Origin of the sequence: Mycolicibacterium elephantis DSM 44368, from assembly GCF_004014805.1 — a bacterium.
GTDB lineage: Bacteria > Actinomycetota > Actinomycetes > Mycobacteriales > Mycobacteriaceae > Mycobacterium > Mycobacterium elephantis.
On record NZ_ATDN01000032.1, the window covers coordinates 22,685 to 35,430 of the forward strand.

The 12,746-nt window shown below is 71.5% G+C and carries 9 protein-coding genes; 6 read left to right on the forward strand and 3 right to left on the reverse strand.

The window, feature by feature from the left end; all coding sequences use genetic code 11:
* Nucleotides 1-12: 12 nt before the first annotated feature.
* A complete protein-coding gene (locus MELE44368_RS19390; protein WP_128109993.1) occupies nucleotides 13-627 on the reverse strand; it encodes a YqgE/AlgH family protein in 615 nt (204 codons plus the stop codon).
* Nucleotides 628-793: 166 nt separating this feature from the next.
* On the opposite strand from MELE44368_RS19390, the gene MELE44368_RS19395 reads away from it, so the two are divergent.
* Nucleotides 794-2,035, forward strand: coding sequence for an MFS transporter (locus MELE44368_RS19395; protein ID WP_206613810.1), 1,242 nt, complete (start codon nucleotides 794-796; stop codon nucleotides 2,033-2,035).
* A gap of 5 nt (nucleotides 2,036-2,040) precedes the next feature.
* A complete protein-coding gene (locus tag MELE44368_RS19400) occupies nucleotides 2,041-2,814 on the forward strand; it encodes a TIGR03084 family metal-binding protein (RefSeq protein WP_128109994.1) in 774 nt (257 codons plus the stop codon).
* A 124-nt stretch (nucleotides 2,815-2,938) separates the two neighbouring features.
* Here the strand turns inward: MELE44368_RS19400 and MELE44368_RS19405 are convergent, their stop codons facing one another.
* The gene (locus MELE44368_RS19405; protein WP_128110001.1) at nucleotides 2,939-3,421 is read right to left on the reverse strand and encodes a pullulanase; all 483 of its coding nucleotides are present in this window, start codon (nucleotides 3,419-3,421) and stop codon (nucleotides 2,939-2,941) included.
* A 17-nt stretch (nucleotides 3,422-3,438) separates the two neighbouring features.
* A complete protein-coding gene (locus MELE44368_RS19410; protein ID WP_128109995.1) occupies nucleotides 3,439-4,875 on the reverse strand; it encodes a CCA tRNA nucleotidyltransferase in 1,437 nt (478 codons plus the stop codon).
* 85 nt (nucleotides 4,876-4,960) lie between these two features.
* Between MELE44368_RS19410 and MELE44368_RS19415 the strand changes: the two genes are divergently transcribed.
* The 4 genes from MELE44368_RS19415 to sigM all read left to right on the forward strand — a co-directional run bounded on the left by MELE44368_RS19415 (nucleotide 4,961) and on the right by sigM (nucleotide 12,566).
* Nucleotides 4,961-5,767 carry an NUDIX hydrolase gene (locus MELE44368_RS19415; RefSeq protein ID WP_128109996.1) on the forward strand — a complete coding sequence of 269 codons (807 nt, stop codon included), beginning with the start codon at nucleotides 4,961-4,963 and terminating at the stop codon, nucleotides 5,765-5,767.
* A gap of 38 nt (nucleotides 5,768-5,805) precedes the next feature.
* Entirely contained in the window at nucleotides 5,806-8,208 is a 2,403-nt protein-coding gene (locus MELE44368_RS19420; protein ID WP_128110002.1) for a hypothetical protein, read from the forward strand.
* Nucleotides 8,205-11,933, forward strand: a complete 3,729-nt coding sequence (gene murJ, locus MELE44368_RS19425; protein ID WP_128109997.1) for a murein biosynthesis integral membrane protein MurJ — start codon at nucleotides 8,205-8,207, stop codon at nucleotides 11,931-11,933. Before MELE44368_RS19420 ends, murJ begins: the two co-directional genes overlap by 4 nt.
* Nucleotides 11,934-11,999: 66 nt before the next feature.
* The gene (gene sigM, locus MELE44368_RS19430) at nucleotides 12,000-12,566 is read left to right on the forward strand and encodes an RNA polymerase sigma factor SigM (RefSeq protein WP_128109998.1); all 567 of its coding nucleotides are present in this window, start codon (nucleotides 12,000-12,002) and stop codon (nucleotides 12,564-12,566) included.
* The last annotated feature ends 180 nt before the right edge of the window (nucleotides 12,567-12,746 follow it).

A 12,746-nucleotide genomic window follows, 5' to 3' on the forward strand; every position in this document is an offset into this window, starting at 1 on the left:
CCCGGTCGTCGGCTAGTTGCGGCTGATGTCGATCGGGTGGGTGGCCAGCAGCGACAGCGGCAGCGGCTGCCGTCGCAACACCCGCGCCCACAGATCGACCCGCGGCCCGACCAGAACGTCAGATGGCAACGCGGACAGCACGATCCAGTCGTCGCGCTCGATCTCACCTTCCAACTGCCCGATCGTCCAGCCCGAGTAGCCCGCGAAGATCCGCACCCCCTCGACCGCGGGCGCGATCGAGTCCGGGTCGGCGTCGAGGTCGACCATCGCCATCCGGCCCTGCACGTGCCTCAGCCCCGGTAGCCCCTCCGGGTCGACTCCGACACGCATCGTCGCCAGACACAACGCCGCGTCGCGCTTGACCGGACCGCCGATGAACATCGTCTTGGGTTTGGCGGCCAGCTTCGCCCACTGCGGCAGCACGTTGTACACCGCGGTCTCACTCGGCCGATTCAGCACCACGCCCAGCGTGCCGCCGTCATTGTGCTCGACGATGTAGATGACGCTGCGCCGAAACGTCGGCTCCAGCAAATCGGTGTTGGCCAGCAGTAGCGTGCCCGCCCGCACCCGGTGCGCTGCGGGCGCCATACCTTCCGTGCGGTCCTCCGGCTCCTCCGACTGCGACACGTCTCCATCATGTCACCAGCAACGGAACAACGTGGAGAACAAGCGCGGCCCGCCGCAAGATTTGTACTGTGGGTCGGGTTCGGATCCGCACCACCAGCACAACCAGGACGTGAGACCGCTGGCCGACCTTCGCGCACCCATCGCACTGTGGCGATCGGTGCGCGGCATGCCTGGATTCTGGCGGCTACTGCAGCTGCGGTTGGTCAGCCAGTTCGGCGACGGGCTGTTCGCGGCCGGACTTGCGGGCGCGATCCTGTTCAACCCGGAGCGGGCCGCCGAGCCGTGGGCCATCGCAGGCGCTTTCGCCGTGCTGTTCCTGCCGTACTCGGTGCTCGGCCCATTCGCCGGGGCGCTGCTGGATCGCTGGGATCGGCGCATGGTGCTGGTCGGGGCCAACAGTGGACGGCTGCTGCTGGTGCTGGCCGTCGCCGCACTGCTGGAATCGGGTGCGGGAGATCTGCCGATCCTGTTCTGCGCACTGGTCGTCAACGGCCTCACCCGGTTCGTCTCGTCGGGTCTGTCGGCCGCGCTGCCGCACGTGGTGCCCCGCGACGACGTGGTCGCGATGAACTCGGTTGCCGCCGCGACCGGCGCGGTCTCGGCCTTTCTCGGCGCCAACTTCATGTTGGTGCCCCGCTGGCTGTTCGGCGCCGACGACGCAGGCGCCGCAGCAATCATGCTGATCGTGGCCGTGCCGGTCGCGACGGCGCTGTGGTTGGCGTGGCGCTTCGCACCCGGCGTGCTGGGCCCGGACCCCAGTTCGCGCGCGGTCCACGGATCGGTGGTCTACGCGGTGACCACCGGCTGGGTGCACGGCGTGCACACCGTCGCGACGGTCCCGACGGTGGCCGCCTCCCTCACCGGGCTGGCCGCGCATCGCATGGTGTTCGGCATCAACAGCCTGCTGGTGCTGGTGATCGTGCGGCACAGCGACACTCATCAGGTCGCGGGCCTGGGCGCCGCGGTGTTGTTCGTCGCGGCCACCGGCGCGGGAGCGTTTCTCGCCGCGCCGGTCACGCCGATGGCCGTGCGCCGCTGGGGCCGGTACGCGACCGCCAACGCGGCGCTGTCGGCGGCCGTGCTGGTTCAGCTGGCCGGTTCGGGTCTGCGGCTGCCGGTGATGGTGGCGTGCGGCTTCCTGCTCGGCCTGGCCGGACAGGTCGTCAAGCTGTGCGCCGACAACGCGATGCAGCTCGACGTGGACGATGCGCTGCGCGGACACGTGTTCACCGTGCAGGATGCGCTGTTCTGGATGTCGTTCATCTTGGCGATCGCGTTGGCGGCCACAGTGATTCCGCCCGACGGGCGCGAACCGGCGCTGGCGCTGGCCGGGGCGGGAATCTACCTCGCCGGGCTGGCCGCGCACGCCGCTATCGGCCGCAGGGGCCGGCCGGTGGCGATAGGGTGACCGCCATGTCCGGTGCCGCGCCGATGGTGGCCGACCTGAGAGCCGAGAGCGACGAGCTCGACGCCCTGGTCGCCGATCTCACCGCCCAGCAGTGGGCGACGCCGACGCCCGCGCCCGGCTGGACGATTGCCCATCAGATCGCCCACCTGCTGTGGACCGACCGGGTGGCGCTCACCGCCGTCACCGATGAAGACGGGTTCGCGGCGGTGTTGGAGGACGCCGCCAAGGACCCGGCCGGGTTCGTCGACGCCGGCGCGGAGGAGCTGGCCGCCACCCCGCCGGATCGACTGCTGAGCGACTGGCGCGACACCCGCGCCCGGTTGCACGCCGAGCTGTTGGCGGTGCCCGACGGCCGCAAGCTGCCGTGGTTCGGGCCGCCGATGAGCGCCGCGTCGATGGCCACCGCGCGGCTGATGGAGACCTGGGCGCACGGCCTCGACGTCGCCGACGCGCTCGGGGTGCGGCGGCCCGCGACGGCGCGGCTGCGTTCGATCGCGCACATCGGCGTGCGCACCCGCGATTTCGCGTTCACGATCAACGGGCTCGCGCCGCCGCCGGATCCGTTCCGGGTGGAGCTACGCGCGCCCGACGGGTCGACGTGGACGTGGGGCCCCGACGACGCGGCGCGACGGGTCACCGGGTCGGCCGAGGATTTCTGCCTGCTGGTCACCCAGCGGCGGCCCCGCGCCGAATTGGACGTCACCGCCACCGGCGACGACGCGCAGATCTGGCTGGGCATCGCCCAGGCCTTCGCCGGCCCGCCCGGCCCCGGTCGCTGAGCCGTCACAGCCACCGAAAGGGACGCTATGGCGGAAAAGTGCGCGAGAAAACGACCATAGCGTCGCTCTCGGCGCGAGGCCGCGCGGCGGCGCGGGTGATCTCGGCGGGAAACCCCGCGAGGTTTTACAACTCGTCGGCGCCGTCGGCCTTACCGTCGCCGTCGGTGTCGCTGAGCTTCACGTCCCAGCGGCCGTCGCCGTCGGCGTCGACATAGGCGTCCGCGTCGCCCAGCGCGCGGTCGGCCAACCCGTCGCCGTCCACATCCACCAGCCGGTCGTCGGCCTGGCCGTCGGCGTCGACGTCGACCAAAGGCCCGCCGAACTGCTCGACCCCGTCGAGGCGAAACCACCGCAGGCCGCGATCCACGGCCACTGCCCAGGTTCCGGAGCCGTCGTCGGTGAAATGGGCCGCGTCGCCATCACGGTCCACCACCAGGTGGTCGGCCGGCCCGTCGCCGTCGAAGTCGGCCATCGCGTCGTCGAGCAGCCCGTCCCCGTCGAAATCCAGCCCGACCGCGTCGAGCGTCCCGTCGCCGTCCACGTCGACGTCCGGTGATCCGGTCCAGATCGTCGCCGAGCCGTCCCCGTCGCCAAGGCAGTAGTCCATCCCCTTCAGACGCGGCGCTACTGCCTGGCGTTCCACCACTTCCGCAACTCGTCGACGGCCTCTTCGCGCGACAGCGGGCCGCGGTCCAGCCGCAGCTCCTTGAGATGACGCCAGGCCTGCCCGACCTCGGGCCCCGGCGGGATGCCGAGGATCTCCATGATCTCGTTGCCGTCGAGGTCGGGGCGCACCCGTGCCAGGTCCTCCTTCTCGGCCAACTCGGCGATGCGCTTCTCGAGGTCGTCGTAGTTGGCCTGCAGCCGCGCGGCGCGGCGCTTGTTGCGGGTGGTGCAGTCCGCCCGCACCAGCTTGTGCAGCCGGGGCAGCAGGTGTCCCGCGTCGGTGACGTAGCGGCGCACTGCCGAGTCGGTCCAGCGACCGCCGCCATACCCGTGAAACCGCAGGTGCAGGTACACCAGCTGGGACACGTCGTCGATCATCTGCTTGGAGTACTTCAACGCCCGCATGCGCTTGCGCGCCATCTTCGCGCCGACGACCTCGTGGTGGTGAAAGCTCACCCCGCCACCGGGTTCGAGCTTGCGGGTGGCCGGCTTGCCGATGTCGTGCAGCAGCGCCGCCCACCGCAACACCAGGTCCGGTTCGCCGTCCTCCAGAGCGATCGCCTGCCGCAACACGGTCAGCGAGTGCCAGTAGACGTCCTTGTGCTGGTGGTGCTCGTCGATGGCCATCCGCATCGCCCCGACCTCGGGCAGCACCACATCGCCCAACCCGGTCTGCACCATCAGGTCGATGCCGGCGACGGGATCGGCGCCCAACAGCAGCTTGTCCAGCTCGGCGGCCACCCGCTCGGCGGTGATCCGGCCCAGCTGCGGCGCCATCTCCACGAGCGCCTCGATGACCCGCGGCGCGACGGTGAACTGCAGCTGGGACACGAACCGCGCCGCCCGCAACATCCGCAGCGGATCGTCGCCGAACGAGGTCTCCGGCGCGGACGGGGTGTCCAGCGTCTTGGCGCGCAGCGCCGCCAGCCCGCCGAGCGGGTCGTGGAAACCGGCCGGGCCGTCGGCGGTGACACGCACCGCCATCGCGTTGACGGTGAAGTCCCGCCGCACCAGGTCGTCGTCGAGGTTGTCCCCGAAGCGCACCTCCGGATAGCGCGACACCTGGTCGTAGGTGTCGGCACGGAAGGTGGTGATCTCGAGCCGGTAGCCGTCCTTGCCGACGCCGACGGTGCCGAACTCGATGCCGGTGTCCCACAGCGAGCCGGCCCACGGTCGCAGGAACTTCTGCATCTGCTCGGGGCGGGCGTCGGTCGTGAAGTCCAGGTCAGCGCAGGCCTCGCCCAGCAACGCGTCGCGCACGCTGCCGCCGACGAGGTAGAGCTCGTGACCGGCGTCAGCAAACACCTTGCCGATGTCGACGAGCAGGTCGCGATGGCGGTTCAGCGCGACCTGCGCGGTGGCAAGCAGTTCGGCGTCGGAAGCTGATTCGGGCACGTTCGGACAGCTTAATCGGCAACGGCTCTGTCACGACCGGAGAGTGCGGCCGGAGCGAATCTCTGTGGCAGCTACTATCGCTTGGGTGTCGGACGGCGAACAGGCCAAACCACGACGACGCCGCAGGCGGCGTCGCGGTGGTCGCGCTGCCGGTCCGCCCGACGCCACATCCACCACCGCCGACGTCACCCCGCTGCGCCCCAACAACGGCCACAACAACGCGGGCCTGCACCAGGGTCAACAGCAGCCCAACGGGCAGCGCAAGGCGCAGAAGTCGCGGCCCCGGCGCCCGCCGGACCGGCTGCGCACCGTCCACGAGACATCCGCGGGCGGCCTGGTCATCGACGGTATCGACGGCCCGAAGGATCTGCAGGTCGCGGCCCTGATCGGCCGCATCGACCGGCGCGGCCGGATGCTGTGGTCGCTGCCCAAGGGCCACATCGAACTCGGTGAGACCGCCGAGCAGACCGCGATCCGTGAGGTCGCCGAGGAGACCGGCATCCAGGGCAGCGTGCTGGCCGCGCTGGGCAGCATCGACTACTGGTTCGTCACCGAGGGCCGCCGGGTGCACAAGACCGTGCACCACTATCTGATGCGGTTCCTCGGCGGGGAGCTGTCCGACGAGGACGTCGAGGTCACCGAGGTGGCGTGGGTGCCGTTCGAGGAGCTGCCGTCGCGGCTGGCCTACGCCGACGAACGCCGGCTGGCCGAGGTGGCCGCGGAGCTGATCGACCGGCTGCACGCCGACGGGCCCGCCGCGCTGCCGCCGCTGCCGCGCACGTCTCCGCGGCGACGCCCTCAGACGCACTCGCACACCCGCAACCGTCGTCCTGACGAGCGTGCCCAACCTCAACCCGGCCGGCGGACGAACGGCTGCGGACAGGGGCCGTGACGCAAGCCACCGCGGCGCCGCGTGGGCGCGGACCGGCGGTGCTCCGCCCGTGGACCGCGGCACTGCCACGCATAGCCGCCGCCGTGCTGCTGCTGATCCTGGTCGCCGCCCCGATCGCACTGCCCCGCGCCGCGGCCGGCGAGCCCGGCTCGACACAGTTCCTTCGGGTGCGCGTCGACCGGATCACCCCCGAGGTGGTGACCACCACCAGCGAGCCGACCGTCACGGTCACCGGCAAGGTGCTCAACGTCGGCGACCGCCCCGTGCGCGACGTCGTGGTGCGGCTCGAGGACGCCGCCGCGGTGACGTCGTCCACCGGGTTGCGCACCAACCTGTCCGGCAACGTCGACCAGTTCGAGCCCATCGGCGACTTCATCACGTTGACCCCGGAACTGCAACGGGGACAAGAGGTTCCCTTCGAGCTGTCGTATCCGCTGCGGTCATCGCAGCGACCGTCGCTGAGCATCGACGAGCCCGGCGTGTATCCGGTGATGGTCAACGTCAACGGCACCCCCGATTACGGTGCGCCCGCCCGGCTCGACGACTCCCGCTTCCTGCTGCCGGTGCTCGGCGTGCCGCCCGACTCGGCAGCCGACTCCGCGGCCGAGACGCTGACGTCGGTGGTGCCGCCCGACACCTCCGACCCGGTGCGGCTGACCCTGATGTGGCCGATCGCCGACGAACCGCGGCTGGCCGCCGGCGCGGCGGGCGGCACCACCCCGGTCCGGCTGATCGACGACGACCTGGCAACGTCACTGGCCCCCGGCGGGCGGCTGGACACCCTGTTGTCGGCGATCGAGTTCGCCACCACCCCCGAGGTCGACCCCGAGGGACAACTACGGGCCGCGACGTGCCTGGCGGTGGATCCCGACCTGCTGGTCACCGTCAACGCGATGACCGGCGGCTACGTCGTCAACACCGGACCCGACGCCGGCCCCGGCACCCCGACCCGGCCCGGCACCGGCCAGGAGTCCGCGGTGGCCTGGCTCAACCGGCTCAAGGCGCTGGCCCAGCGGTTGTGCGTCGCGCCGACCACCTACGCGCAGGCCGACCTGGACGCGCTGCACCGCGTCGGCGATCCCGGGCTCAGCGCCATCGCCACCGTCACCGTCGGCGACATCGTCGACCAGATCCTCGGCACCGTCTCCGTGCGGGGTGCGACCCTGGTCGCCGACGGGCCGCTGACCGGGCCCGCGGTGCAACTGCTCTCGGCCCAGGGCCGCACCGTTGCCGTCGCCGCGGCCGAATCCCCAACCACCGCCGACGGGTCCGACACCGGCCGCGCCGCGCCCGCCGATCTGACCCCGCGTCGCTACACACCGCAGCTGGTCTCCGCGCCGTTCGACCCAGCCGTCGGCGCCGCGCTGGCAGCCGCGGGCACGGATCCGGTATCGCCGTCGTATCTCGATGGGGCCCTTGACATCTCGCTGCAGAACGAGTCCGAAGTGGCCCGGCGGCAGTCGGCGCTCGGCGCGCTGCTGTGGCGCGGCCTCAACCCGGACATCGCGCCGCGCACCGAGATCCTGATGCCACCGCTGAACTGGAGCCTGCAGCCCGCGGACGCGCAAGCGGTGCTCACGACGGTGGCCACCGCCATCAACGCCGGGCTGGCCGAGCCGCGCCCGCTACCCGCGGTGATCGCCGACGGCGACGGGATCGCGCCGCAGCCGGAAACCGCGCTGCCCGACGCCGACCTCGGTAACACCGACGCCCGCTTCGACGACGCCGTGGTGTCGGGCATCGCCGCGGTCACCGCACGGTTGCGGGGGCTGACGTCGGCGCTGACCACCGATGTGCGCACCGGCCTCACCGGAATGGCGTACACCGCACCGCTGCGCGAGGACATGTTGCGTGCCTTGAGCCAGTCGGTGCCGCCCGCCGCGCGCAACGGCCTGGCCCAACAACGGCTGACGACGGTCGGACACACGGTCGAGGCCATGTTCCGCGCGGTCACCATCGTCAACCCCGGCGGCTCCTACACCCTTGCCACCGAACGCAGCCCGCTGCCGCTGGCGCTGCGCAACGACCTGCCGGTGCCGATCCGTGTCCAGCTCGACATCGACCCCCCGCCCGGGATGACGGTCGCCGACATGGGAATCATCGAGCTGCCGCCGGGTTACCTGCCGATCCGGGTGCCGATCGAGGTGCACTTCACCCAGCGAGTGGCCGTCGACGTCGCGCTGCGCACCGCCGACGGGCTGCCCCTCGGCGAGCAGGTGCGGTTGTCGGTGCACTCCAACGCCTACGGCCAGGTGCTGTTCATCATCACGCTGTCGGCGGGCGCCGTGCTGGTGCTGTTGGCCGGGCGCCGGCTTTGGCACCGCTTCCGTGGGCAGCCCGACCGTGCCGATCTGGACCGCCCAGATCCGCTCGAGGTGGCGCTGAACTACGACGACGACCACCCGGCCACGGCGCGCACCCGCGCGAGCGAGGAGCTGTGAACACCGCGGGCCCGCAACGGCCGCGAGTCGGCACCGGGGAGCCGCGGCCGCGGCATGCGCCCGCAGGCCCTCCCCCGCCGGGCAGGCCGGCCCGACAAGCCCCGCCCCGGCTGCCGCGCGGGCCCGCACCCCGTCGCGGCGCGGGCCGCCCCGAGCTGACCGACGCCGCGGTGGTGTCCCGCTCGTGGGGCATGGCGGTGGCCACGCTGGTCAGCCGGCTGACCGGGTTCGCGCGCATCGTGTTGCTGGCCACCACCCTGGGCGCCGCGCTCTCCAGCGCCTTCTCGGTGGCCTACCAGCTGCCCAACCTGATCGCGGCCCTGGTGCTGGAGGCCACGTTCACCGCGATCTTCGTGCCCGTGCTGGCCCGCGCCGAGCGCGACGACCCCGACGGCGGCACCGCGTTCGTGCGCCGCCTGGTCACCCTGGCCACCGTCCTGCTGTTGATCACGACCGCCGCGTCTGTCACCGCCGCACCGCTGTTGGTGGACCTCATGCTGGGCAGCCACCCCGAGGTGAACCGCGATCTCACAACGGCTTTCGCCTACCTGCTGCTGCCGCAAGTGCTGTTCTACGGGCTGTCGTCGGTGTTCATGGCGATTCTGAACACCCGCAACGTATTCGGGCCCCCGGCCTGGGCCCCGGTCTGCAACAACTTGGTGGCCCTGGCCACCCTGGGGCTGTATGTGCTTGTGCCCGGCGAGCTTTCGCTCGACCCGGTGCGAATGGGCAACGCCAAGCTGCTGGTGCTCGGCATCGGCATGACGTTGGGCACGGTCACCCAGGTCGCCGTGCTGCTGGTGGCCATCCGCCGCGAACGGATCAGCCTGCGCCCGCTGTGGGGCATCGACAACCGGATGAAGCAGTTCGGCGCGATGGCCGTGGCGATGCTGCTGTACGTGCTGATCAGCCAGATCGGCCTGATCGTCGGCAACCGGATCGCCGCGGGCGCAGCGGCTTCCGGACCCGCCATCTACAACTACACCTGGCTGGTGTTGCAGCTGCCGTTCGGCATCATCGGGGTCACGGTGCTCACGGTGGTGATGCCGCGGCTGAGCCGCAACGCCGCCGCCGACGACGGCGCCGCGGTGCTGGCCGACCTGTCGCTGGCCACCCGCCTGACGATGGTGACGCTCATCCCGATCGTCGCGATGACCACGGTCGGCGGCCCCGCCATCGGCAGTGCGCTGTTCGCCTACGGCAACTTCGGTGACGTCGACGCCGGCTATCTCGGGCTGGCTCTGAGCCTTTCGGCGTTCACATTGATCCCCTATGCCCTTGTGCTGCTGCAGCTTCGGGTGTTCTACGCCCGCCAGCAGCCGTGGATACCGATCGTGTTGATCGTGGTGATCACCACCGTCAAGATCATCGGCTCTCTGGTCGCACCGCACCTGACCGACGATCCCGACCTGGTCGCCGGCTACTTGGGCAGCGCCAACGGCCTGGGCTTCGTTGCCGGGGCCGTCGTCGGCTACTTCCTGCTGCGCGCGGCGCTCGACCCGCCCGGGGGGCGCCTGATCAGCCTGGAGGTGGTCCGCAGCATCCTGGTGACGATCGCGGCCTCGCTGCTGGCCGGGCTGATCGCCCACGTCGCCGACCAGTTGCTCGGCCTGGAGAGCCTCACCCGCAACTGGGGCGGCGCCGGCTCGTTGCTGCGGTTGCTGGCGCTGGGCCTGATCATGGTCCCGATCATCGTCGGGGTGCTGCTGGCCGCCCGGGTTCCCGACGCGCTGGCCGCGCTGGCGGTCGTCCGCCGCCGCCTCGGGTCACGCCCCTCGGCGGTCCCGCCCCACGCCGCGCCGACGGCGGCACCCGACAAGCCGCGGACCGGGCGTCCGCTCACGTACCCTGATCAGACGAATTCGTTCGCGTCGGGGCGTCGATCCAGCCGGTCGGCGGTCCGTCACGGACCCCCGGCCGCGGTTGCCGGGGACGGGATGCCGAAAGGACCAGCGGTGAGCGACGAACCCGCAGGCGGCGCCACGCCCATTCCCGACAGCACCGCCACCACCAAGATTCCGCAGAAGCGGCCCGAGGAGTTCCAGCCCGACGTGGCCGCGGGCGACGCCGACGCCGACCCGGCCGCCCGCGAGGAGACCACCCAGTTCGCCGCCAAGCCCACCAACGGCACCACGCCGATACCGGTGTCCGGCAGGCCGCCGTCCGACTACGGCGGCGACCCGACCCGCGAACCGATCGCGTTCGACCCGCCGCGCGAGCCCGCCATCGAGGCGGCCACCTCCGACGAGGACGTCCATCTGGTGCCCGGTGCGGTGATCGCCGGTGGCCGCTACCGGCTGCTGGTGTTTCACGGCGGCCCACCCAACCTGCAGTTCTGGCAGGCCCTGGACACCGCGCTGGACCGACAGGTCGCGTTGACCTTCATCGATCCCGACGCGACGCTGCCCGACGCACAGGTGCAGGAGATCTTGTCCCGCACGCTGAAGCTGAGCCGCCTCGACATGCCCGGTGTGGCCCGCGTGCTCGACGTCGCCAACACCGGTTCCGGCGGCCTGGTGGTCTCGGAGTGGATCCGCGGCGGCTCGCTGAAAGAGGTGGCCGACACGTCGCCGTCGCCGATCGGCGGCGCGAGGGCCATTCAATCGCTGGCGGCGGCCGCCGAAGCCGCCCACCGCTCCGGTGTCGCGCTGTCGATCGACCACCCCAGCCGCGTGCGGGTGAGCATCGAGGGCGATGTGGCGCTGGCCTTTCCGGCGACGATGCCTGACGCCGACCCCGAGGACGACATCCGGGGAATCGGCGCGGCGCTGTACGCGCTGCTGATCAACCGCTGGCCGCTGCCCGAGTCCGGGGTGCACAGCGGGCTGGCCCCCGCCGACCGCGACCCGGCGGGCGAGCCCGTCGAACCGCGCGCCGTCGACCGCAACATCCCGTTCCAGATCTCGGCGGCCGCTGCGCGGGCCGTGCAGGAGGGCGGCGGCATCCGCAGCGCCCCGACCCTGCTGAACCTGCTGCAGCAGGCCACCGCGATCGCCGACCGCACCGAGGTCATCTCCCCCGTCGACGAGACCGGGCCGCCGTCCCCCAGTGCCGCAGGCATTCGGCCCGACGAAGATCCGGAGACCATCGCCCGCCGCCGCAAGGGCCTGATGATCGGGCTGGCAGTCGGTGCGGCCATCATCGTGGTGGCGTTGGTGGTGTTGGGCTCGGTGCTGAGCCGGATCTTCGGTGATGTCGGCGGCGGGCTCGGCGGCGACCGGCTGGGCCTCAACGCGCCCACCACGGCACAGGACGACGACGGCGGTGCCGCCGGTGAGACGGTGAAACCCGTTTCGGCGACGGTGTTTTCACCCGAGGGCGAGGCGGACGCACCCGCGCTGGCCCGGCTCGCCATCGACGGCGACGACAGCACGGTGTGGCCCATCGACACCTACACCGACCCGGTGCCGTTCCCGAACTTCAAGAACGGCGTCGGATTGATGCTGCAGCTGCCGCGCCCCACCACCGTCGGCGAGGTCACCATCGACTTGAACAGCACCGGCACCGAGGTCGAGATCCGCTCGGCGTCCACGCCGACGCCGTCGTCGCTGGAGAACACCACGGTGCTCAAGTCGGCCACCGCGGTCAAGCCGGGCTCCAACACCATCAAGGTGGACGCCGCCTCGCCGACGTCGAACCTGCTGGTCTGGGTGTCCAAACTGGGGCAGGTCAACGGGGAGAGCCGCTCGGACATCGCCGAGATCACAGTCAAGTCGGCGTCCTGACCCGTTCATCCCCAGCCCGGTGAAGATGTGTCGGGAGGTACCCGCGCGGCCGTTTAGTGTTCGGCTGTGGGGTCCTTCGGGGAGCAGGCCGGACAGCATCGCAGCGACGCGGACCTGCTGGCCGCCCACGTCGCGGGCGACCGTTACGCGTTCGAGGAGTTGTTCTGCCGCTATCAGCGCCGGCTGTACCGGCTCGCGCAGCTCACCAGCCGCAACCCCGACGACGCCGCCGACGCGATGCAGGACGCGATGCTGTCGGCGCACCGCAGGGCGCACACCTTTCGCCACGACTGCGCGGTGAGCAGCTGGTTGTACCGCATCGTGGTGAACTCGTGCCTGGATCGGCTGCGCCGCAACAAGTCACACTCCACCATCACGCTGCCCGACGCTGTCCCGGTCGGGGATCCGACCACGTTGGTGGACACCGCGATCGTCGTGGAACGAGCGCTGATGCGGCTGCCCCTCGAGCAGCGCGCCGCGGTGGTCGCGGTGGACATGCAGGGCTACTCGATCGCCGAGACCGCCGACATGCTCGGCGTGCCGCAGGGCACGATCAAGAGCCGGTGCGCCCGCGCACGCAGCAAGCTGGCCGAGGCGCTGGAATGCTTCGACAGCCGCGCGGGCGCACGCTGAATCGACACACCCCTGCCGCGGTGGTGGAGACTGGCGGCGATGAACCACGACGAGCTGGACCCGGCGGCGGCGCGGGTGCGCGACGAGCTCGCCCGGCTCGGCCGCGACGAGGCCTCGGCGCCCGAGGTGCCCGACAGCGTCACCGCGCGGGTCGTCGCCGCGCTGCGGGCCGCCGGTGCG

Bases quoted from the DNA above. Each gene is read 5' to 3' on its own strand.
- MELE44368_RS19405 (WP_128110001.1), bottom strand. From the start codon at position 3,421: ATGGACTACTGCCTTGGCGACGGGGACGGCTCGGCGACGATCTGGACC.
- MELE44368_RS19400 (WP_128109994.1), top strand. From the start codon at position 2,041: ATGTCCGGTGCCGCGCCGATGGTGGCCGACCTGAGAGCCGAGAGCGAC.
- MELE44368_RS19395 (WP_206613810.1), top strand. From the start codon at position 794: ATGCCTGGATTCTGGCGGCTACTGCAGCTGCGGTTGGTCAGCCAGTTC.